At 61.5% G+C, this 23,269-nt stretch carries 16 protein-coding genes; 9 read left to right on the forward strand and 7 right to left on the reverse strand.

Annotated elements, in window-relative coordinates:
- Nucleotides 1-81 precede the first annotated feature (81 nt).
- Nucleotides 82-3,240, reverse strand: coding sequence for a DNA polymerase III subunit alpha (locus tag MJQ68_RS04690; RefSeq protein WP_238749850.1), 3,159 nt, complete (start codon nucleotides 3,238-3,240; stop codon nucleotides 82-84).
- Nucleotides 3,241-3,665: 425 nt separating this feature from the next.
- On the opposite strand from MJQ68_RS04690, the gene MJQ68_RS04695 reads away from it, so the two are divergent.
- The 5 genes from MJQ68_RS04695 to uxuA all read left to right on the forward strand — a co-directional run bounded on the left by MJQ68_RS04695 (nucleotide 3,666) and on the right by uxuA (nucleotide 7,835).
- A complete protein-coding gene (locus MJQ68_RS04695) occupies nucleotides 3,666-4,700 on the forward strand; it encodes a hypothetical protein (RefSeq protein WP_238749852.1) in 1,035 nt (344 codons plus the stop codon).
- Between the two features lie 311 nt (nucleotides 4,701-5,011).
- Entirely contained in the window at nucleotides 5,012-5,242 is a 231-nt protein-coding gene (locus MJQ68_RS04700) for a hypothetical protein (protein ID WP_238749854.1), read from the forward strand.
- Nucleotides 5,229-5,420 carry a hypothetical protein gene (locus tag MJQ68_RS04705; RefSeq protein ID WP_238749855.1) on the forward strand — a complete coding sequence of 64 codons (192 nt, stop codon included), beginning with the start codon at nucleotides 5,229-5,231 and terminating at the stop codon, nucleotides 5,418-5,420. Before MJQ68_RS04700 ends, MJQ68_RS04705 begins: the two co-directional genes overlap by 14 nt.
- An 81-nt stretch (nucleotides 5,421-5,501) precedes the next feature.
- The gene (locus tag MJQ68_RS04710) at nucleotides 5,502-6,653 is read left to right on the forward strand and encodes a Gfo/Idh/MocA family protein (RefSeq protein ID WP_238749857.1); all 1,152 of its coding nucleotides are present in this window, start codon (nucleotides 5,502-5,504) and stop codon (nucleotides 6,651-6,653) included.
- Nucleotides 6,654-6,701: 48 nt separating this feature from the next.
- The gene (uxuA, locus tag MJQ68_RS04715; RefSeq protein WP_238749858.1) at nucleotides 6,702-7,835 is read left to right on the forward strand and encodes a mannonate dehydratase; all 1,134 of its coding nucleotides are present in this window, start codon (nucleotides 6,702-6,704) and stop codon (nucleotides 7,833-7,835) included.
- On the opposite strand, the gene MJQ68_RS04720 is transcribed toward uxuA, so the two are convergent.
- From MJQ68_RS04720 to MJQ68_RS04735, 4 genes are all read right to left on the reverse strand, one after another.
- Nucleotides 7,832-10,414, reverse strand: coding sequence for a T9SS type B sorting domain-containing protein (locus MJQ68_RS04720; RefSeq protein ID WP_238749859.1), 2,583 nt, complete (start codon nucleotides 10,412-10,414; stop codon nucleotides 7,832-7,834). The two genes, uxuA and MJQ68_RS04720, sit on opposite strands and share 4 nt — an antisense overlap.
- A 187-nt stretch (nucleotides 10,415-10,601) precedes the next feature.
- Nucleotides 10,602-13,478: a gliding motility-associated C-terminal domain-containing protein gene (locus MJQ68_RS04725; protein ID WP_238749860.1), complete on the reverse strand. Its 2,877-nt coding sequence runs from the start codon at nucleotides 13,476-13,478 to the stop codon at nucleotides 10,602-10,604.
- A 115-nt stretch (nucleotides 13,479-13,593) separates the two neighbouring features.
- Entirely contained in the window at nucleotides 13,594-15,555 is a 1,962-nt protein-coding gene (nagB, locus tag MJQ68_RS04730; protein ID WP_238749861.1) for a glucosamine-6-phosphate deaminase, read from the reverse strand.
- Nucleotides 15,556-15,624: 69 nt separating this feature from the next.
- Nucleotides 15,625-16,488: a phosphatase PAP2 family protein gene (locus MJQ68_RS04735; RefSeq protein ID WP_238749862.1), complete on the reverse strand. Its 864-nt coding sequence runs from the start codon at nucleotides 16,486-16,488 to the stop codon at nucleotides 15,625-15,627.
- 118 nt (nucleotides 16,489-16,606) lie between these two features.
- Here MJQ68_RS04735 and MJQ68_RS04740 point away from each other — a divergent pair, with 118 nt between their 5' ends.
- Nucleotides 16,607-17,428, forward strand: coding sequence for a DUF4349 domain-containing protein (locus MJQ68_RS04740; RefSeq protein WP_238749863.1), 822 nt, complete (start codon nucleotides 16,607-16,609; stop codon nucleotides 17,426-17,428).
- A 4-nt stretch (nucleotides 17,429-17,432) separates the two neighbouring features.
- On the opposite strand, the gene MJQ68_RS04745 is transcribed toward MJQ68_RS04740, so the two are convergent.
- Nucleotides 17,433-19,136 carry a DUF6909 family protein gene (locus MJQ68_RS04745; RefSeq protein WP_238749864.1) on the reverse strand — a complete coding sequence of 568 codons (1,704 nt, stop codon included), beginning with the start codon at nucleotides 19,134-19,136 and terminating at the stop codon, nucleotides 17,433-17,435.
- A 20-nt stretch (nucleotides 19,137-19,156) separates the two neighbouring features.
- Nucleotides 19,157-20,239: a hypothetical protein gene (locus MJQ68_RS04750; protein ID WP_238749865.1), complete on the reverse strand. Its 1,083-nt coding sequence runs from the start codon at nucleotides 20,237-20,239 to the stop codon at nucleotides 19,157-19,159.
- A gap of 316 nt (nucleotides 20,240-20,555) precedes the next feature.
- Between MJQ68_RS04750 and MJQ68_RS04755 the strand changes: the two genes are divergently transcribed.
- Genes MJQ68_RS04755 through MJQ68_RS04765 form a run of 3 tightly spaced genes read left to right on the forward strand, consistent with a single transcriptional unit; the run spans nucleotide 20,556 to nucleotide 23,238 of the window.
- Nucleotides 20,556-21,731, forward strand: a complete 1,176-nt coding sequence (locus MJQ68_RS04755; protein WP_238749866.1) for an acyl-CoA dehydrogenase family protein — start codon at nucleotides 20,556-20,558, stop codon at nucleotides 21,729-21,731.
- Nucleotides 21,732-21,742: 11 nt separating this feature from the next.
- Entirely contained in the window at nucleotides 21,743-22,675 is a 933-nt protein-coding gene (locus MJQ68_RS04760; RefSeq protein ID WP_238749868.1) for a UbiA family prenyltransferase, read from the forward strand.
- Entirely contained in the window at nucleotides 22,675-23,238 is a 564-nt protein-coding gene (locus MJQ68_RS04765) for an acyltransferase (RefSeq protein WP_238749869.1), read from the forward strand. Before MJQ68_RS04760 ends, MJQ68_RS04765 begins: the two co-directional genes overlap by 1 nt.
- Nucleotides 23,239-23,269: the final 31 nt, after the last annotated feature.

Consider the following 23,269-nt stretch of genomic DNA (forward strand, 5'->3'; position numbering starts at 1 on the left):
GGCGGGTGTGGGAGGTGGGTAGGTGTGGGAAGTGAAGTGGGTACGGTAGGTTAGGATGGGGGCGGGTACATAGGGGATGACTTAGTCGGTGAAGCGGAGGTCGCGGAGGTAGCCTAGGCGTTCGAGTTCGTGGACTTCGAGGACGGGGAAGTCGAACTCGCGGGTGACCCGGCCGCGGAGGCGGTAGACGCCGTTGCCGCGCAGGGGGTAGCGCTGGTATACATCCGGGAAGTGTACGCTATCGAAGTAATGGCCACACTCGGTGATCCAGCAGCCGAAGCTCATGCGGTCGCCCTTTACGGTGGGTACGACCTTGTCGCAGACGAAGTAGGCCCGTAGGTGGATGCTGCCCCCCTCGGGAATATGCTGCAGGGGGTGGGGTGGGGGAGGGTCTTCGGGACAGTGCAGGTCCCAGGAGTTGCACGCTCCCGGCGGGGGGTCTTCGCCGTGTACCGATGGCTCACTTGTCGTTTGTTGTTGCTGTTGTTGCTGGGTGGGTGCGGGGACGCAGGTGCGGACAGTAGGCGCAGGTGGGGGCGGGGTGACCAGCCAGAAGGGGGAGCAGAGGGGGAAGCTCAGGAGTTCCAGCTCGTCGAAGGCCTGGTCGAACTGACCGGAACTAAGGCGGTGGCCCGGACGGTGATTGGGCGTATCGTCGAGGTGGAAGTCGTGCTCCGGGGCGGCGCGGACGAAGAGGTCCAGGGAGGGCTCCCGTTGTAGGCGGGGGTTGAATACGGCGTTCTTTTCCCAGAGTAGCTCGGACTTGGTTTTACCCGTGAAGCGGAAGGCCCCGATACGGATCAGTAGCTCTAGCTGACTGCTCTCTACCTCTACACGACCGCAGAAGTCGGTGAGGTCGTCGAAGGCCCCCTCCCGCTGCCGGTTCAGGACCAGCTGGTGCACTAGGCGCTCGGAGCCTCCCTTCAGGTGTACGAAACCCAGGTAGAGGTCGGTGCCCCGCAGATCGGTCAGGTAGCTGCTGTGGTTGACGCAGGGTGCGTGGATGGTGGCCCCCGCCATACGCGCTTCGTGGATGTAGAACTCCGTACGGTAGAAACCCCCGAAGTTGTTGATCACTCCGGCGATGAACTCCAGGGGGTAGTAGGCCTTGAGGTACAGGCTCTGGAAGCTCTCCACGGCAAAGCTGGCCGAGTGCGCCTTGCAGAAGGAGTAACCCGAGAAGCTCTCGACCTGCCGCCAGACCTCCTGGGCCGTCTCCTGGGAATGGCCCCGCACCTGCGCGCCCGCAAAAAACTTCTGCCGCAGGTTGGCGAAGGTATCGCCGGAGTGCTTCTTGCCGCTCATGATGCGGCGCAGGATATCGCTCTCGTCCAGGTCCAGACCGGCGAAGTGGTGCACGATCTTCATCACGTCTTCCTGGTAGACCATGATGCCGAAGGTCTCGCCGAGGTGCTCCTCGAAGACGGGGTCGATGTACTCGAAGCTGTGTGGGAAGTGGTAGCGGCGGATGTACTCCTTCATCATGCCCGACTTGGCTACGCCCGGACGGATGATCGAGGAGGCGGCCACCAGGTGCACGTAGTTGTCGCAGCCCAGCTTGGTGAGTAGGCCCCGCATGGCCGGCGACTCGATGTAGAAGCAGCCCAGGGCCCGGCCCGACTTGAGCATGGCACGCACCCGGGGGTCGTTCTTGATGGTGTCCAGATCGTCCAGCTCGATGGTGCGACCGTGATTCCGGCGCACGAGATCGGCGGCAGACTTCAGGTGGCCCAGGCCCCGCTGGCTCAGCACGTCGTACTTGTGCAGCCCCATGTCTTCGGCGTGGTACATATCGACGTGGGCCACCGGGAAGCCCTTGGGCATCATGCGCTGGGCGGTGTGGTAGTAGATGGGTTTTTCGGTGATCAGTACCCCGCCGGCGTGAATACTCAGGTGATTGGGCAGGCCTACGAGGCGGCGGGCGATGTCGACTACGGTACGGGCCTTGGCGTCGGCGCTGGCGCGGCCGTGGGGATCGCGCACGAGCTGGTCGATCTCTTCCTTGGGTAGGCCGTATACCTTGGCGACCTCACGCAGGGCGGCCCGACCCTGGAAGGTGGAATAGGTGGCCAGTAGGGCGGTGTGCTCGCGGCCGTAGCGCTTGAAGATGTAGTCGGTCACGTCGTCGCGCTCGTCCCAGCTGAAGTCGATATCGAAGTCGGGCGGACTCACCCGGTAGGGATTGATGAAGCGCTCGAAGTACAGGTCCAGCTCCAGGGGGTCTACGTCGCTGATACCGATGCAGTAGGCGACGATACTATTGGCGCCCGAGCCGCGGCCCACGTGCTGGTAGCCCGAGGCGCGGGCGTAGCGCACGATATCGTAGGTGATGAGGAAGTAGGGGCAGAAGTCCTGCTTGCGGATCACGGCCAGCTCCCGCTCGGTGCGCAGCCGCGCCTGCTGGAAGCGTTTGCCGGGCGGGTAGCGGCGCGCGGCCCCGGCCAGGGCCAGCTTTTCGAGCAGGTAGTAGTCGCCCTCCTTGGAGCCGGTGAAGTGCTGGCGGTTGATGTGCAGGCCGGTATCCAACTCGGTAGTACAGGAGTCGATCAGCCGCTGGGTATTGCGGATGATGGCGGGGTAGGTACGGTAAAACTGCAGCAGGGTATCGGGCGGCAGCAAGCGGTCGCCCCGTCCGGCCAGGTCGCGGGGGGTGAGCTTGGTGTGTACGGTATTGAGGTCGATGGCGCGCAGCGTGCGGTGCAGGGCGTAGTCATCGTCGGTCACGGCCACTACCGGGGCCAGTACGACCAGTTTGTGTTGGTAGTTGCGCAGCTCGTGACTGAACAGGCGATTGACGTGCTGGGGGCGGATACCGAGTAGCTCATTGTCGCGGAAGTCGCCAATGGGCTTGCACAGACGGGGGTAGATGATCCAGACATCATCCATCCGCGGTGGTACGATGGGCAGGGGCTTATCGTCCAGGGAGTGATCGCTGAGGTACTTGCAGAGGTTGTGCCAGCCCTCGGCGTTGCGGGCCAGGCCGGTATACACCCACTGGGTATCGCGCCGGAAGGTGATGCCCAGGATGGGTTTGACGCCGAGTTCCCTGCAGTGAGCGACGAATTCTACCGCGCAGCTGGTGTTGTTGTTGTCCGTCAGGGCCAGGCACTGCACGCCCCAGGCGGCGGCTCGCTCGACCAGCTGGCGGGGACTGAGGGTACCGTAGCGCAGGCTGAAGGTCGTATGGCAATTGAGGTGCACGACGACCGGATCAGTAGGGGCGAGGCCGGTAAGGGGCAAGGGGAGGGTAGGGGAAGGCTGGGGCAGCCTCCTCGTCCCGGCAGGGAGTGGAATACATGTTATTGTGAGTAGGAGTGAGTACAGAATAAAATTCGCCGCTAGCAGCTAGCAGCCAAACGCGTATACAAAATGTTGTAAAATCCTGCCAAAACGAAACCGGTAGGTGTCTGACTAACGTATGTAGTTACACCTATTAACAACAAAGGAACACATTCCTAACTTTAAAACAAATAATTTGTTTTAAAAACTTTGAAAAACAAACACTTAATCCTAGTTCTGCCTATTTTCGGTACGCTCTTTTTCTAGCGTGCCTGGCTGTTCGCCCGCTGTGTAGCTAGCGCAGTGGGTGGTATGTAGATTTTATAACGCAGTGAAACTAACCGATTGATTTGGACTAGTTTAGGCAGGCGTAGACACGAACACACATGTCAAGTATTTCCGATGCCCGTAGCGATAGCTATCAGCAGATTTTTTTCGAGCGGCTGACCCGCCGGTTCACCTCCCGTAGCGAACTGGTGCGGGAGGTAGCCCAGGTACTGCACGTAGGCCGCGACGCGGTCTACCGCCGCCTGCGGGGAGATACTGCGCTGACGGCCGACGAGCTCATGCTGCTGGCGCAGACCTACGACGTAGATACCAGTATCCCACAGCACAACCGCCCACAGGTACCCATCCTCCGCTACCCCGAGAGCCGGGAGTTCATCCACGACGAGTACGACCACTTCATTCACCTGCAGAAGCGGCTGAACGAGATGAAGAAACTACCCGGCGGGCGCTTCGACTTCGCTACTCCGGAGCTGCCGATGTACTATGAGCTGTCGCTGCCCATGCTGCGCAGCTTTAAGGTATTCATGTTCGGTATCACGAGCTGGAACTTGGAGAAGTGGAAGACGGAGCAGTTCTCCCCCGATCTGATCAGCGACCGCCTGCACGTCATCGTAGAGGGGGTGATCCGTGGTCACTACACGGTGCCGGCCCGGGAGATTTGGTCGGTGGGTGTGCTCGACATCACCCTGCGGCAGATCAACTACCTGGATCAGGTGGGCCGGTTTGCCGACCGGGCACACATCTATCAGATGTACGATGAGCTACTGTTGATCATCGATCACCTCGAGCACATGGTGCGGGTGGGCAAGCGCTTCCCCCTGGGGCAGCAGCCTACGGACCAGAGCCCGGCCCTGCGGGTGTACCACAACGAGCTGTCCAATACGAGCAATATCGTACTGGTGAAGTCCGAAGCGCGCAACTTCCTTTTCACCACCCTGGTGACGCCTAACTACGTGGCCACCTCCGATCCGCAGCTGTGCGATGAGGTGCAGGACTGGTTCGATAATCTGGTGGAGCACGGTAGCGCCCTGCATTCGGAAGCCGGCAAGTACGCCGCCCAGTATTTTGGGCAGTTGCGCCGGCAGGTGCAGCAGCACCGGGAGCGGATGAAGCTGCGACAGACGCTTTTTTAGGGGGGACGAAAAAATAATGTGTTAAATTTTGGTAAAACATGCTAAACCACAAACTAAATTTATAACTCTAGCGTACTAGTACCAACTTCAGGTAGTTCCAGCCCGGTATCCTGATATGTAATATAATCAAATGTATTGCATCGCGGGAATGGTCCGAAGGAGTTAAAAGAAATACCGCTACCTTGGCGGTGCATTAGCTAGCTAGTAGTTAATGATACGAATAGGTTTATTTTTCATGAGAGACGCTGTGGACAACACAGTCGTATAATAAGGACCCGGGCGCTTTCGCCCGGGTCTCTTTTTTTGCCACTATGGATCGTACCCCCGCCCATCAGAACAAGCTGTACGCCGCCCTCCGCTGGGTGCCCATCCTGCTGTACTTCGTGGTGAAGTACCTGGTGTTCGACAACGAGCTCACGTGGACGCAGCAGCTCTCCCTAATCGCCTTCGTCGTGCTGGCCGAGCTGGCCCTGTGGGGCTACCGCCGCCGGCAACAACGCCAGTCTGGCGACTCACTACCCAACGCCGATGGAACCGATTAGAAAGGATAAGCCCAGCCCCACGCTGTTCCTGCTCATGACCGTGGTGTACTTCGCCAGCTACTTCGGCCTGAAGTACGGCGTGTTCGGCGGCGCACTACCCTGGGGATATAATCTGCTACTGATCGCCGCCTGCCTGGGCATCGCTTTCTTCCTACGGGGCCGCCTGGGCAAGCAGTAAGTCTGTTCCGGTCGCACGGTGGATCGGACCGGTGCAAACCTGCCTCCGTCCGTACCGTTCTTTCGGTACTAATACCGACCGATGCTACCCACCAAAGCCTCCCGCCGCCGCTTCCTCCGCCAATCCACTACCGCCGCTACTGGCTTACTGCTCGCTCCCGGCCTGGTCGCCTGTGGAGCCCGGTCCGCCCCGGCTACCGACCCCGCACCCGCGTCCCCGCCCCCTTCCGCTGACGACCGTAAACTCGGTGTAGCACTACTCGGCCTGGGGGGCTACGCCAAGGGACAGATCGCTCCCGCCCTGCAGCTCACCCAGCACTGCGAACTACGCGGACTCATCACCGGCAGCCCCGATAAACTACCCGAATGGCAGGATAGGTACGGAGTAGCCGACGAAAACTGCTACACCTACGACCGCATGGAAGACATCGCGGATAACGATGCCATCGACATCATCTACGTGATCACGCCCACGGCTACCCACCGCGACTTCGCCGTACGCGCCGCCGCTGCGGGCAAGCACGTATGGTGTGAAAAGCCCATGGCCATGACCCCCGCCCAGTGCCAGGAGATCATCGACGCCTGCACGGAGCAGGGTGTACAGCTCGCCATCGGCTACCGGATGCTACACGAACCCAATACGCGTCAGCTGATCCAGCTCACCAAGGACCGTACCTACGGCGCACTGACCTCCGCCCGCTCCTATGCCGGATATGCTGGTAGTCCGCCACCAGCCGATTACTGGCGCGGACAGCGCGACATGGGCGGCGGGGCGCTGTACGATATGGGCGTGTACACCGTCAACGGCCTACGCTACGGCACGCAACTGTCTCCCGCCGCCGTAGTACGGGCTACGCAGCAACGCCAGGACCGCCCGAACGGGGTAGACCTCACCACTACCTATACCCTGCGCTACCCGGATGGAATGCTGGCCGAGGGCAAGACCAGTGTAGTAGAAAAATACAATGAGCTACATATAGAGGCTGAAAACGGCTGGTACGAGATGCAGCCCATGCAGCCCTACCAGGGCGTGAAGGGTAAGACCAGCGACGGCAAGGTGCTCGGCCCCCCCGTACCCAATCAGCAGAGCCTGCAGATGGACGACGATGCCCTGGCGATCCGCAACGGAACGCAACCGATTGCACCGGGGAGCATGGGTAAGGCAGATATTGCCGTTATTCGTGCTATCATTGAATCCGCGGAGACCGGTAAGGAGGTACAGATCGCGAGCTAATACGCATCCTTAACCCCTCCTCCCCCTTAACTCCCTAACCCCTTATTTATGCTTTCCACCTGGCGCTGGTACGGCCCCCACGACCCCATCACGATCGACGAAGTCGCCGCCCTGGATATCGAGGGCGTCGTCACGGCCCTGCACCACGTCCCCAATGGCGAAGTCTGGAGCCGGGCGGAGATCCGCCAGCGCAAGCAGGAGCTACAGGGGCTGGACTGGTCCGTCGTGGAAAGTGTACCCGTACACGAGGGCATTAAGCAGCACACCGAGGCTGCTCCCGTCCTGCTGTCCAACTACCAGGCCTGTCTACGCAACCTGGCCGCCGAGGGCATCACCACCGTGTGCTACAACTTCATGCCGGTGCTGGACTGGACGCGCACCCGCCTGGCCGTCCCCGTACCCGGCGGCACCACGGTAGCCCTGTACGGACTGGACCTGGTCGCCTTCGACTGCTTTATTCTGGCCCGGGCGCACGCCGCCGCCGACTACCCCGCCGAGATAGTAGAGCTGGCTGCCGACCACTACGAAGGTATGTCGGCCGCCGATCGCGAGGAGGTCAGCGCCACCATGCTGAAGGGACTACCCGGCTCTGAGGAAAGCTTCGACCTGGCTAGCTTCCGCGACGCCATCGCCCCCTACCTGCACATCGACCGGGGCACGTTCAAAGACAACCTGCAACGCTTCTTGGAGGCGGTCGTGCCCACGGCTACGGAGGAGGGGATGAAGCTGTCGATCCACCCCGACGATCCGCCCTGGCCCGTCGTGGGGCTGCCCCGGATCGTCTCTACGGCCGATGACCTCCGCGAGCTACTCGCCATGGTTGACGCACCCGCCAACGGACTCTGCCTCTGCACCGGCTCGCTGGGCTCACGCTCCGACAACGACCTGCCGGCCATGGCCCGGGAGTTTCTCGATCGCATCCACTTCGTCCACCTGCGCAACGTGCGGCGGGCGCCCCACGAGAGCTTCGCCGAGAGCGGCCACCTGCAGGGAGACGTCGATATGGCCGCCGTAGTACGCGAACTACTGCAGGGGGAGGGCAACGTACCCTTCCGGCCCGACCACGGCTTCACCCTCTTTGGCGACCGCGAGCGCCGCACGAACCCCGGCTACAGCCTGTACGGACGCATGCGCGGACTAGCCGAGCTACAGGGACTACAGGCAGGGCTGCGCAGTAGCTAGTTTACCAGTGTAACCGAACCTTTGACTAACTGCTGTACACCACTGCTTAACAGCACTTTGCCGACGTACAGGAATACTCCACTGGAAGCGGGCCGGCCGCGGAACGTGCCGTCCCAGCCCCGGTCCTCTCCGGTCGTCTGTTCGTACACCAGCTCCCCCCAACGGTCGAATATCCGCAGCTCAGTGACGGCCACCACGCCGTCTCCCCGGTACAGGGTGAAGCGGTCGTTGTGCGCATCCCCGTTGGGGCTGAACGCCGAGGGGGCGTACACCGCATACGTACCGCCTACTCCTACCGTGACACGGTCGTCGCTCGTGCAACCGCGGGCGTCCGTATAGCTCACCGTATAGACCGTCGTGACCAGGGGCGCGGCCGCAGGTGCCGGGCAAGTGGAACAGCTCAGTCCGTCGGTCGGTGACCAGGATAGCTCCGCCGGGGAGGCTACCTCACTCAGGTTGGTACGCAGTACGATCGTCTCGCCCGCACGTATTGCATAGGGCGTTTCTTGTCGTATAGATATAGGAGCGGTAGGTACGGAGAGTACCGCCCGCGTTTCGGTCGTGCATCCTCTGGCGTCCCTGACCCTGACGGTATAGGTACCACCGGGGAGCTTTTGGAACGTGGGGCCGGACTGTGGTATACCCGTGTTCAGGCTGTAGCTGTAGGGTGGTCGTCCACCGGCTGCATACACCGTGATGCTACCGTCGCCGGTGAGCTGGCAATCCCCCTGATCTACGGTGGTGGTCATTTGGAGGGGCGGCGTACCCTCGATCTGGTAGGTAAACGACTGGGTACAGTAGCCGTCGGCCCGCAACTCCACGGTGTATTCTCCCGGTACGTGAGTAGTGAGTACGGAGGCGTTGTCGCCTATGGGGCGACCGCGTGCGTCCGTCCAGCGATAGCTTACCGCCTGCTCGGTACGCACATTGATCGCGATGCGGCCGGTGTCGGTCGCGCAGTTGATCGGATCGATTGACGGGGCCGCAATGTCCAGGGGAATACCCGTACGGATCCATAGCGTATCGAGTACCAGGGTACAGCCATCGTCAATGAATGCCAGGACGGCGGACGCTTGACCGGCGGCTATCCGGACAATCCCGTCGCGGTGCATGAGGCGTGCCTCATCCGGATAGGAGCGAAAGAACAGCTTCGGGTTGTGGGCGTTGGTCCGTACCCTCAAGCTTACACTATCCCCCACACAGGGTACGGAAAGCTGCTCGAAGGTGTAGCTCAGGCTCGGTGATGGAGAGACCACGAACGACTCTACATGCTCGACGCATGCCTCGGTCACCGTGACCCGGTAGGTGCCCGGCGCGGCTACGCGAAACTGATCGCCCGTACTTCCATCACTCCACTGGTAGGTAGCTCCCGTCTGACGGGTGGGGGTGACGGTAACCGTATCCCCCGGGGTGCAGAAGCCTAGGGTGTCGGGGAAGAAGTCGGACACGACGGGCCGCTGGATCACTACGGGAGCGGTGGTGGCACAGCCAGCGTTGGTGGTGATGCGCAGGCGGTATGTGCCGTCCACGTCCGCGCCTGCCTGTAGGGCCAGCGTGTAAGAGGTGGCTCCGGTGAGGGCGGCCCCGTTGCGGTACCACTGGTAGGTAGCAGCGGCCTGTGGCTGGCCGATGAGCGTGAGGTCATCGCATACGGTAAGTCCATCGACCTGCACCGGTCCGGCTACGGGCTGGGCAAAGGCCGCAGGCGTATTCAGGAGAAGGTCGTCGATGAAGTAGTAGTTGCGGTACAGCCCACCGTCGGGACGTCCCCGATCGGCCGCGCAGGAACCACCGATCGCGATGGCTTCGTAGGTGCCCCGGGAGGTGAAATCCAGGGAAGCAGCCGTCCAGCTACCGGCCCGACCGGAGACGGTCAGCGTGGCGATCAGTTCGTAACCCTCCGCACCGGCGGACTCGGGGCAGTTGTAGAAGGCACCGAAGTTTAGTTGGTCGCACCTCCTGATGCCGTACACGGCGAGCTCGACCGAGTCGGGCGACTGGATGGAGATCGGCCCCTCCGCCGCCGGGGAAGTCTGGGGCTCCATGAAACCCAGCGAAAAGGTGAAGCGATAGGCTTGTCCCGCCACCAGTCGCTGTCCATCCACCAGGCAGGCCGCCAGATACTCCCGGTACTGCCGGGTCGTACTGCCGTCGCCGTTATAGAACTTGCTGTCGTAGGCATCGCGGATACCCACCCAGAAGCCCGCTACGCCGCTGCCACTGGGCAGGGGCTGGGGTAGGGTAGTGGGGAAGTCCGGTCCGGCACCCGTGAAGGTGAAGGCATTCCAGGCGTCGGTGGTGCCGAGACTGGCCCGTTCCCAGCCGGTGAGGCAATTGGCCTGGTTGGTGCCATCGGGTAAGCCGCCGGGCTGCACGGAGGCGCAGCCTGACTGACTCGCGTCGAAGCGTTCCAGGGAGGGATTAGGAAGTAGGGAGAGGGTAGAGGCGGGGAGTGCGCAGTTACAATCTGCCGTATCGTCCAGGTCGATCAGGCCGTCTCCATCATCGTCGATGGCATTGGCGCATAATTCCTGAGCAGAAACGGAAGGGCCGACCAAAAGGAAGGCGAGCAACGGCACCCACATCCTCATTATGAGGATCGAACGGGTGAAAGTCACGAGGAGATGTGTTTAGTTCAATAGTGTATAAGACGACGCTAAGATAAAATATTTTTATTCTAAGCGCAATACATATACAACTTAAACCGGGACACAGCCCACAAGTTCGGTCCGGGTCACGCAAAGCGGTCCTTTAACACATCTCGTCCTAGCGGGTAAGCAACACGCTACCCTGTACGGTATCGATACTTCCATCACGCAGCAGGATCTTACCCTGGTACACATAGACCCCCAGGTTTACCGGCTGACCACCGAACGTGCCATCCCACTGCGCGGCACCCTCGCTGGGTTTTTCCCAGACCATGTTCCCCCAGCGATCGTAGATGTGGAGTTGCTGCACTGCTACTACTACCGAGTTGGTGTAGAGGGTGAACTGATCGTTGGTGTTGTCTCCATTGGGGCTGAAAGCGGTGGGCGCATACAACCGCGATTCGCGGTCTACGGCTACCGTGACACTATCGGTACGGCTGCAGTTCTCCGCCGAGGTAAAGGTGACGGCATACGTCGTTGTTTCGGACGGGGTGGCTGCTACGCGCAGTTCACTCAGCGGCGTATCGGGGAAGTGTAAGTCGGCATCCGGCGTCCACCGCACTTCCCCGGCGCTATGGTCTACGCCGTCGACCGTAGCATCGAGGACCACCGTTTCTCCCCAGGCGATCTCCCGGTCGGGGCCGGCGTCCAGTGCGAAAGTAGCCGGTAGCCGTACCTGTACCGGGTAGGGGTAGGAGGTGCAGCCCAGGGCGTCTTCGACCACCACCTGGTGTACACCTGCGGTAAGACCGGTGAGGTGGGCGCTATCGCGCTGTCGCATATCGGTGGTCGTAGCGTAGCGGTAGGGCGCCGTTCCCCCCCGCACCTGCACGGTGGCCGTGCCGGCCGTATCTGAGTGGCAGGCGGCGTAGTCCGCCGTAGCCGTTACCCGCAGGCGCTCCGGGCCCTTGACGATAAAATCAGTAGCCGTTTGGCACCCATTGCTGTCGGTCACCATCGCGTGCCAGCCGCCACGATCGAGGTCGCGCGCCACGGGCTGGGAGGCTCCCAGGGGTGATTCGTCGACGGACTTACGCCAATCCACGCGGTAGGGTGGCGTACCCCCGGTAGGCAGGGCCAGCGCCGTGGCATCGTTGCCGCAGCTCACGTCGGTAGCACTTACTGACAGGTTGAAGTTGTCGTTGTCGGTCAGGGTGTAGTCCAGTGTCGTAGGGCAATGGTCCGGTCCGTCCAGGGCTACGGTGTACGTGCCCGACGTGAGGGCAGTGACCCCGGGGCCGTTTCCGGCGAGGGTCACTCCCTGGGGGTCGGTCCAGGTGTAGCTTACCTCGTCAGCCGGTACGGTCAGACTGATCCTACCCTTCGGTCCATGACAGTTCAGATCCAGCAGGTCGGCTTCCGCCAGGAAGGGGGTGAGCTCCGGGATCTCGATCTCTTCGAATTGCAGGCCACAGGTGGTGAGTACGAAGGCCTGCAGCCGATCGGTCTGACCGGCGACCAGCTGCACGGGGGGGGTGGAATGGTCTACGTAGTAGAAGCTATTGTCGGGCATACGGTAGGCCGCCGCGGGGATGTACCAGTCGGACTCCAACCGCACGGTGACGGTATCGCCGATACAGGGCCGCTCCGGGCTTATGGTAAAGCGATAGGAGAGCGTTTCGGTATCGGTGACCACGAAGTCTTCTACCCGCTGCAGGCAGGCCGTACTGACGGTCACGGAATACGTACCGGGCTCGGAAGTAGTGAAGAAGGGCCCGGTGCTACCCGTGCTCCAGCTATAGGTCGCGCCGGTAGTCTGGGGAGCAAAGATGGTCACGTCCTGCCCCCGCCGGCAGAGGGCTACACTATCGGCAATCTGATCGTACAGAATGGGCCGCTGAATGCGTACCGGTTCGGTCACCGCGCAGCCCGCCGGTGTGGTGACCCGCATCGCGTAGGCACCATCGATGGTGGTAGACGGCTTGATGACCAGTACCGGTTCGGTAGCATCCTGGAGCGCTACGCCGTCGTGGTACCACTGGTACGTCGCCGCCGGCTGGGTGCGTCCGCGTAGCGTGATCTCCGGCGCGCAGATGGTCTGGCCGGCTACGGACACCGGACCGGCCACCGGGGGGTCGAAGGCCTCGGCTACGTTCAGGATCAGATCATCGATGAAGTAGTAGTTCCGGTACCCCCTGCCGTTGGGCTGCCGGATATCGTCCCTGCAGGAGCCTCCGATAGCGAAGCCGGCATACTCACCACGCGGGATGAAGTCTACGGTGGTAGGAGACCAACTTCCCGGGCTGCCTACTACTTCTACCGTGGTGATGAGTTCGTAGCCGGCGGCCTCGGATTCTTCCGGGCACCCGTAATGCTCACCAAAGTTGAGTTGACCGCACTCCCGGACGCCGTAGATGGCTAATTCGATAGGGTTGGGCGAGCTCAGTGCGATGGGGGTAGATGAGCTATTGGACTCCAGGGTCTGCGGCTCCATAAAGCCCAGAGAAAAGGTGAGCCGGTAGTTCTCTCCCCGACGGAGGGTTTCACCGTTTTCAAAGCAGGCAGCCAGGTACTCCCGGTAATTCGCTGCAAAGGAGCCGTCCCCGTTGCGGTACCGCAGGCGGGGGGAGTCCCGCACACCGACCCAGAAACCCGCCACCCCGGTACCACTGGGTAGCGGCTGGGGTAGGGCGGAGGGAAAGGCCGGCCCGGCATTCGACAGGGTGAAGGCGTTCCAACTATCGGTGGTGCCGAGGGACACCCGCTGCCAGCCCACCAGGCAGTTCGCCTGGTTTACCGCATCGGGTAGTCCACCGGGCTGCCGGGAGGTACACCCCGCCTGGTCGGAAGCGAACTCTTCCAGGGATGGATTGGGGAGTAGGGAGGTCGTAGTGGCGGGCAGGGCACAACTGCAGTCGGCTGTATCGTTGAGGTCGATTAGCCCGTCCGCATCGTCATCCAGGCCGTTATCACAGATTTCCTGGGCGGCGGCAAGTGAAGGAAGCAGAATGATGAGGCAGAAACTCACGCAAAAGCGCAGTAGTTGATGAGACACGGAAGCCGGGGTGTATATGAGAGACAGAAAGCAGACTGCCCACCGGACAAAAGTCCGGCGGTGCAGCATAAACGCACCCTATTAACCCGTAGCAGCAGCCAAAAAGTGTGTACCCCTAGAATTCGCGGCGGCGAAAGGCCTCCATCGCCTCGTACTCCGTCAGCCCCAGCTGGTTGTATAGCTGAGCCGTCTCGCGATTACGCTGCTCGGCCCGCTGCCAGAACTCGCGGTTGTCCTCTCCCTGGAACATGGCCCCGTCCTTCTGGCTCTGGTGGAAGAAGATGGCGTTGCGCTTGGCCTCAACCTGGGCGGGGCTCATCGGCACGGCCATTTCGATCTCGTGGATCGGCCACTCCTGCCAGGCACCCCGGTAGAGCCACAGGCGGGTGTCCGCCAGCCAGTCCGGTGCCTCCGCCTTTAGCTCCGCCAGGGCGATGAAGATCGCATCCAGGCAGACCCGGTGGGTACCGTGGGGATCGGCCAGGTCGCCGGCCGCGAAGATCTGGTGGGGGCGTATCCGCTCGATGAGCTCACGGGTGAGACGAATGTCCTCCTCCCCGAGCTCGTTCTTGCGGTTGCTGCCCGTCTCGTAGAACGGTAGGTCGAGAAAGTGAATATGATCATTGGCAGCCCCTACGAAGCGCGCGCCGGCCACGGCCTCCCCGCGTCGGATGAGTGCCTTGATGCGCCGTATATCCGCCGAGTCGGCCGTGCCACCGGTGGTCGTATCGCTGAGCTCCTCGATGATGAAGTCCAGTCTGGCGGTGCTGGTGCCCAGGGTATCGGTCAGGTCACGGCTAAACTCGGCGTAGCGGAGGGCATCGGCGTTGGTGACCGCGTTGTTGCCGCTGGTCTGGTAGGCTACGTGCACGTCGTGGCCCTGCGTGATGAGCCGCTCGAAGGTGCCGCCCATGGAGATCACGTCGTCGTCGGGGTGTGGACTGAAGATGATCACCCGCTTCACTTCCGGGTCGGCGCGCTCGGGCCGAAAAGTATCGTCGAAGCCGTGCTTGCCGCCCGGCCAGCCCGTGATGGTGTGCTGTAGCTGGTTGAACATGCGGATGTTGAGGTCGTAGGCCGAGCCGTGTAGTGCCAGCAGATCAGACATCCCATTGCTATTGTAGTCCCGCTCGGTGAGCTTGAGAATAGGCTTTTCGGTATGCCGGCTGAGCCAGACGATGGCCTTGCGCTCCAGCATGTCGGTCCACTGGCAGGGACCTACGAGCCAGGGGGTGCTGAAGCGGCGTAGCTCGGCGCTGGATTCTTCATCGAGTAGGACCGTGACGTTGGGGTGCTCCTGCAGGTAGGTAGCCGGTATCTCCGAGGTGCGCTCTCCCTCTACGGTACGCTGAATGATCTCGGCTTTCTTGTGCCCCCAGGCCAGCAGTACGATGCGGCGCGCCTGATTGATGGTCTGTATGCCCATGGTGATCGCGCGGGTCGGCACGTTGGAGATACCCTGGAAATCGCCGGCCGCATCTACCCGGGTGAGGTGGTCGAGCGTGATCAGGCGGGTGAGGGAGCGCGAGTTACTGCCCGGCTCGTTGAAGCCTACGTGGCCGGTCCGACCGATACCGAGCAGCTGAAAGTCAAGACCACCGGCGGCCTGGATGCGGGCCTCATAGTCCATGCAGTGGCGGTACACCTCGTCCAGCGGGATGTTACCCTTGGGAATATTGATGTTGCGGGGTGCCACGTTCACGTGCTTGAACAGGTGGTCGTGCATGAAGTACCAGTAGGAGTTGCGATTGGCCGGCGGCAGCTCGTAGTATTCGTCTAGGTTAAAGGTGATGACGTGGCTAAAGTCGAGCCCCTCCTGCTCGTGGAGCCGTACTAGCTCGGCGTACACCCGGATGGGGGAGGAGCCGGTTGCCAGACCCAGTACGCAGGGCTCGCCGCGGGAGGCCTTGTCCCGCATCAGGTCGGCGATCTCGTGGGCCACGGCGATGGAGGCCTGTCCGGAATCGCGGAACACCTCCACGTGCATCTTTTCGTAGCGGGTAATGTCGGTACTCCCTACGTGTCGGTAACTAATATCTGCCTGTGCGGTGTCGTGAATGTTGAGTAGGTCGAGCATGAACGAAGGGGGTAAGTGTTGCGAAAGATAGCCTTCCGCCCGAAACTTCGCACCTGCGTCCGCGCCCGCCTAGAACGTGAGGCTGAATCCGGCGCTACCCGCTCCGTCACCGTAATGACCGCCGATGCTCAACCTGCTGAGGTGCTTGCGCTGCCACACCTTATGGACGTGGGGGACCATGATGCCGAAGAATGCCCCTACACCCAGACCCACCACCGAGTCCGTCGGAAAGTGCTTGAGGGCGCGTACCCGCTGCACGCCTACATAAGCCGGTGGTAGGGCCGCCAGGGTAAAGGCCAGCGCACGCTGACCGCCCGTCCACTGCGGGTTGTAGTCGGAGAGCACCTTGGTGAAAAAGAAAGTGCCGACGGCCGTAGTGGATACGTGGCCGCTGAAGAAGCCGTTGCGGTTGTTGCCCGCGCGGCGGTCGTCGAAGCTCAGCTCGTCGTAGTAGGCAATGGGCCGGTAGCGGTCGATGAAGCGGGGGCCGAGGGGACTGTAGGCATAGGTCGCCGCGCTCAGCGCATGGGCCTGCAGGTAAAGTACTCCGATGTCGAGCCAATCCTTGCGAAACTTCTTGTCGATGAACAGTCCGATGGGGAGTAAAATAGCGGCATTGAACACCCGGTCGCTGGCGTCTTCACCGTTGCGGCGCTGGAGGGCGTCCTGCTGCAGTCCCCAGCGATCCAGCCGGCCGGTCTCGGTATTTTGGAGGCGGGTGAGGTCCTCGTCGCTGATGTCGGGCTTGTCGCGTAGGGCATCGATACCGGCGGTGCTGCCCAGCATGAGGCCGAGGCCGCCGATGCCTTCGTAGAGGGTGCGGACGCGGTACACGGACTCGGTCTTCGGGTCGATCTCCCGATCAGTGGCGGTCTGCTGCGCATGGAGGGGAAGAAGGAAGGTACAGGCTAAGGCTAGGTAGAGGTAACGCAAGGGGGGCTGGGTTTAACTTGGGGTCTATACCCACTTAACTGTGGGAGGGTTCAGCGAATTATAGTCGGCACGTATGCTTTTTAGCGTTTGCCTGCATCTAGGGTAAAATCACTTGCCGATGCGTAGCCTGCTATTGTTGTGTTTTACCCTGCTACTGTGTACCTGTGACCGTGCACCCGAAACCGCACAAGCCATCTCAAAATTTGAAGGGGTACACGATGCGCGTGCCGGTGACGCGCCACCCGATCAGCCACTACCTACTGAGACGGATCAGCAGATCATCTACACCGCCTCCGCGCGCGCCGAGGTGGCCGATCTGGACAGCGCCCTGGCCCAACTCAATGCCCTGCTGACGCAGCGCGGCGGATTCGTAGCCAGTCAGCACCGTAGCAACTCCCCCTACGAGCTGCAGGTCGAACTGGTGCTGCGCCTGCCCGCCGATCGTCTGCAGCCGGTACTCGACGCCCTGCCGCGCCTGACCGAGCACATCGACTACCAGAACCTGGACAGCAGGAACGTCACCGAAGAGTGGCTGGACCTGGAAAGTCGTCTGGAAACCAAACGCGAGGTGCGCGACCGCTACATTGAGATCCTGCGCCAACGCGCCGAGAAGGTCGAAGACATTCTGAACGCCGAGGAGAAGATTCGCCGGGTCACCGAAGAGATTGAAGCCCAGGAGGGTAGGCTGCGCTACCTGCGCGACCGGGTGAGCTATTCTACCCTCACCCTCGTACTCTACCAGACGCAGGACTACCGCGACACGGGTACAGCCTACCAACGGGGCTTTTGGAATCGCGTAGGTAGCGCAGCGGTATTTGGCTGGGAACTCATCCAGGAATTAGTCCTCGGGCTCATCAGTATCTGGCCCATCGTACTGCTGACCGCCGTGCTCGTCGCCCTGTGGCGACGGCGGCGCGGTCGGCGCAATTCGATAGTATAGCGATTTAGCCGGCGAAGATCTGCTTGAGGATCTCTACCGTGATCAGGTAGGTTGGCTTTACGCCGTCCACGCCCAGGTTGCCGCTGGCCAGGGTATGGCCGGTCACCAGGGGGTTGTCGCTGGCGTAGTAGGCGTAGCGCAACTTAAGCTCCGGATTGACGCTCTTGCGGATGTGGGTAGCGGCCTGGATCGCCTTCTGGTAGTGAGCGCCCTCCATCTCGAGTCCGGCGGCCTTCCAGCTACTTTCCAGAAAGTATTCGAGGATCTCGCGGTTCTGCAGGCTGGTGCCGAGCACGGTCACCATGGGCCCGCTATACACACCCAGGCCCTGATCGGCAAACTGCTCCGCGGTGAAGTCGTTCGTGAAGGGGTAGTTATCGGCCGTACCCTCGAAGATGTGGGCGTCCGGGATCATGAGATCGCCCTTGATCCCTTCCAGGATACCGGCCTTGCCCATGATGTTGATGCTGGCTACGGGCATGTCGTAGACGCGGTCGCTGCCCGGCACGTGGTAGGGGCGTAGCAGCTCGTCCATGCTCTCGTAGGCCTGCTCGCCGAAGGCGTAGTCCATCACCAGGATGACGGGCGCATCCTCCCGGCGCTCGGCGGGGGCAAAGCCCAGTTCGTCGCTCACGTGTTTGGGGTCGAAGGCGGCCGTATCGAACACCTGCACGCCGATGTTGCTGCCGCTGGTGTCGATGAGTTCGGTCATGCCGTTCTTCAGCGCCAGTTGGGTCACCACTGGGCGCAGGTTGCGGTAGTCGGGCTGCGATAGGGTACGCGCTACGTCGAACACCGTCTTGTGTCCACGCAGCTTCTGGGCGGTGGCCGCGGGTGCGAAGAGGGCGTTCATGATGCTGTGCAGGTTCGCGCTCACGATGTGTAGTGGCCGCTCGATCAGGTCCTTATCCAGCAGAACTTCCTTGACGGCTTCAGCCCACTGCTCTCCGTAGTAGTGGTGACCGGTCTTTTCCCGCAGGCTGCTGGAAAACGATACCTCCCGATCCAGATCGTCTTCGAACTCTCCTTTGGCCAGATGCCCCAGCCAGTAGGTGACGTGAAAGAGTGAGTTGACGTGTTCTTCGTCGGCAAAGCGCTGACTGGCCGCTACGATCTCGTCGTAGGTGCGGCCCAGTAGAGTACTGAGGTAGGTATAGGCGGTCTCGCGGCTGAAGTCCTCGCCCTTGCGCTCGTGCTCGACGATCTCGGCCAGCAGCCGCCACTCGCGTTTCTGGCGGCCCTTGCTGTCGAGGCTATTGCGGTACACCTTACTGGCCTCGGCGTAGAGGAAGGTCAGGTGCGTGAGGATATCGTAGATGTCGCTGCGCCCGCGGGTCATCTCGATGTAGAGCTCGTGCTCGTCGATGCGGTAGGCATTGCGGCGGCGCTTGGGGGGCACCATGGGGGTGAAGTGGCTGTTCTCGTAGCCTTCTCGGGTAATGAGCCGGATGAAGCGGCACTCTTCGATCCCCTTGGGCAGGCGCTGACAGACGTAGTGCAATCCGTTGAGCTCGACCCGCTCGGTATCCGTGATGGAGCCGTAGATCTCGGGACGCAGGATCATCAGATTATCCATCAGCGTTTTACCGCTCATCCCCCCGGGCTTATAGCTCCCACGGATGAGGAGGTGGCGCATGGCAATGTAGAGACGCTGTACGGCGGCACGGCTCTCCTGTGCGCGTGAGCGGGTCGGGCTGGGAATAATCATAGGGTCAAAGGTAGCTAAGCTTAGCGGGCGCTGCTGCCGTAGAAGCTGGGCCGGGCACCGGGGGGTATGACCGATGCCGTCTGGCCCCGCAATTGCCGGTAAAATTCCTGCTCGGTGTTAGTACTCATCGCACCCACCTCGTCGAAGAAGCGCTGCACGAAGCGTTGCAGTACGGTACGCTCCTGCTTGTCGATCAGGTCGAAGTCGGCAATGAGGCGCAGCAGGTCGCGGCGGCGGCTGCGGAAGGCCTGGTTCACCTCGTTCAGCGTGCGGTCGCTCTGCTGGTACCCCAGGTACACCCGCTCGTAGATGCTCTGCTGCCCCTGGTCGCGGGACGGGGAGGCATAGGGCGCACCCACCCAGCCACTGAAGTCGAAGTCGTAGCCTACGGGCACTAGCTGCTGATTGGGTAGGGTGACGATCTTGACGTTGCGCTGCAGGGTCAGGCTCCAGTCGCCATTACCCAGCAGGTACTGCGCCAGGGCGTGGGTGGCTTCCGCGGTGGGAGCGTAGCGGTTGGGGGTCAGCCCCAGCATATCGTCGGACTCCTCGCCGCCGGCGCGCTCCGCCATTTCGTCGGGGTCTTCGATCAGGAAGGCGTACTCGGTCCGTTCGGCTTGGGCGGCGGCGGCATCGCGGTAGGTGATGCGCAGCAGTTGGGTGCGGAAGTGGGCCTCGGGGGAGAGCAGGGCGTAGGCCCGGTAGGCCAGGTACTCCTTGAGGATCAGGATCTGGGCGCTGCTATCGGCATAGCAGGCGGCCACCAGTTTGTACTTATCGTGCTTGGCTAGTCCACTGGCCCGAAGCTCGCTCTTGTCGAAGTCCAGTTTAAGAGGCGGAAAGCCACACTTGGTCTGCCGGAACTTACCGCGGATCGATACGTCGACACCGAACGTGCGCACCGCGCCGCTGTGGTCGGCGAAGGTCAGCTGACCGGCCTGCTCGTTGGGGCTGCGGGCTGCAATACTATCCAGGGGCAGGGTAAGGGTGACGGCAACGGCCCGGTTGACCTCCGGCCCGTAGAACGCATCGAACACTGACTGTGCCGAAACGGAAAAGCTGAGTAAAAGAAGTACTAAGGTGGGGTTAAATACGGCGGACATATCGGTAAATTTGAGCCTTCACGCTGTTGGGTTCTCGGTCGCTTGAGTAACGGTCGCTAAACAGGCAAGTTGCTCCTCCGCAGCCGAATTAATATTGGTTTTATGTACCTTTAGAGCGCCTGCAAAACTTTAAATTCCGCACATCTCAGATTTGAGAAACATTAGCCGGTTTGTTCTGATTTTGGCAGCTATTCCGTGCGCTGCTTTATACAGTCGCCAAATGAATTCTTTTCGCTACTTCGGCCCCGCCCCGGTAACATTTGCCCCGCTTTAACATTTTAACAACAAGCCACTAACCATTTTACCACCCGTACTTATGACTGCCATACCTACTTCCGCCACCGCCACTACTGAAGCCGCTACGGCCGAGCAGCAGGAGATGATCCGCCAGAGCGCGGCCGATTTTGCCCGCACGCACATCGCTCCCCACGTGATGGAGTGGGACGAGGCACAGCACTTTCCCCGTCCCCTGTTCCACCAGCTGGGGGAGTACGGCTTCATGGGTGTGCTGGTCCCCGAGGAGTACGGTGGCACCGGACTGGGCTACAACGCCTACATCACGGTCATCGACGAGATCGCGCAGGTCTGCGGCAGCATTGGCCTGAGCGTAGCGGCCCACAACTCGCTCTGTACGAACCACATCCTGATGTTCGGCAATGAGGAGCAAAAGCAGAAGTACCTGCCTAAACTGGCCACCGGCGAGCACCTGGGGGCCTGGGGACTGACCGAGCCCAATACCGGCTCCGACGCCGGCCGGATGCGCACCGTAGCCGAGCGGCAGGAGGATGGCAGCTACATCCTGAACGGAGCTAAGAACTTTATCACCCACGGCATCAGCGGCGAGGTAGCCGTAGTGATCGCCCGTACCGGAGAGCTGCTCGACAGCCACGGCATGACGGCCTTCATCGTCGAGCGGGGGGATGCCGGCTTCCGCGGCGGTAAGAAAGAAGACAAGCTGGGCATGCGCGCCAGCGAGACGGCTGAGATCATCTTCGAGAACTGCCACCTGCCCGCCGACCGCGTGCTCGGTGAGGTAGGGGAGGGCTTCATCCAGAGTATGAAAATCCTGGACGGCGGACGCATCAGCATCGCCGCCCTGAGCCTGGGTATCGCTAAGGGAGCTATGCAGGCCGCCCTGGCCTACAGCAAGGAGCGCGAGCAGTTTGGTAAGGCCATCAGCCGCTTCCAGTCGATCGCCTTCAAGCTTTCCGATATGGCCACCGAGATCGAAGCCTCGGAGCTGCTGACCCGCAATGCCGGCAAACTGAAGGACGCTGGCGCGCCCGTGACCCGGGAGTCGGCCATGGCAAAGCTCTATGCCTCCGAAACGAGCGTACGGGTAGCCAACGAGGCGGTACAGATATTCGGTGGCTACGGCTTCACGAAAGACTACCCGGTGGAGAAGTTCTACCGCGACTGCAAGCTCTGTACGATCGGGGAGGGCACCTCGGAGATTCAGCGTCTGGTCATCAGTCGGATGCTGCTGAAGTAAGTTTGCGCCGTATGCCATCCCTGCCCCTCATCGATTTCATCCGGCTGATCCGACTACAGAATCTGCTGGTAGTAGCCCTCACGCAAGTGCTGGTGTACTACCGCATCATTCTGCCGGCGCTGGATGCGGAGGGTATCGCGGGGGTGCTGCGGCCCTGGAAATTTTTCGAACTGTGTCTGGTCACCCTGGCCATCACGGCCTCCGGCTACCTGGTCAACGACCTGCGTGACGTGCGCATCGACGCCATCAACCATCCGGGCAAGAATATGGTGCTCAAGATGGGGCGGTCCAACGTGCAGTGGCTGTTCGGAGCCATCGTCTTCGTGGGCTACCTCTTCGCCCTGCTCCTGGCCCTGCGGCTGGGGGAGCGGCAGCTACTCTTCATCTTTCCGCTGGCCATCGGTATGCTAGCGCTGTACAGCGCTACGCTGAAGAAGATCCCCTTTCTGGGCAACTTCCTCGTGGCGCTGTACTGTGCGGGTGTGCCGGGTATTCTGGTAGTTACCGAGCGTCGTGCGCTGGCTACGCTGCTGGAGGTCAACCCCGCCCTGGGCACGGATACCCTGCGGGTGTGCGTGCTCTTCATGGCGTTCGCACTGGTGGCCACCCTATTGCGGGAGCTGGTCAAGGACCTGGAAGACCTACGGGGCGACCAGCAGGAGGGGCGGCGTACGCTACCGGTACTGTTGGGCGTGACCACGAGTCGGCGACTGGCCATCATGCTGGGCGTGATGGTGGTGGTCTCGATCCTGAGTCCGGTATTCCTGGGATGGCCGGCCTTCATGCAGCCGCCGATGCTGATTTGCATCGGGCTGCTGCTCGTGATCGTACTCATTATCCTAGGACAACTGGCGCGGGCGCGACAGCAAGTCGACTACCATAAGCTCAGCCTGCAGATCAAGATTCTGCTGGTCGGCGGACTGGGTCTGCTCATCGTCTTTTGATGGATTACTACGTACATCCTACGGCCGTGGTCGATGAGGGAGCTCAGATCGGCAGGGGGACTAAAGTCTGGCACTTCTGTCACCTTATGGCCTGTGAGCTCGGTGCCGACTGTAGCCTCGGACAGAACGTCTTCGTAGCCAGCGGCGTACGCGTAGGCCGGGGTACCAAGGTGCAGAATAATGTAAGCCTATACGCCGGTCTGGACGTCGGAGAGGAGGTGTTCATCGGTCCGTCTGCCGTATTCACTAATGTGCGTAACCCCCGGGCGGGCATCAATCGGCGTGGCGCATACACGACTACCATAGTGGGGCGGGGAGTGACCATTGGAGCCAATGCTACCATCGTTTGCGGCATCACCCTACACGCATATGCCTTCGTGGGGGCCGGTGCGGTAGTGACCAGGGATGTACCGGCCTACGCATTAGTAGTAGGTACTCCGGCACGGCAGCAGGGGTGGATGAGCCGGGCGGGGCACCGTCTGGAGTTCGATGCAGCGGGTGTGGCAGTGTGCCCTGAGAGCGGTACCTACCGCTTGGAAGACGGAGCGGTCGTGCCGGTATAGCCGACATAGCCGCCGCTACGCGTACCTTGGC

The sequence above is a fragment of the Neolewinella maritima genome (assembly GCF_923081025.1).
Lineage (GTDB): Bacteria > Bacteroidota > Bacteroidia > Chitinophagales > Saprospiraceae > Neolewinella > Neolewinella maritima.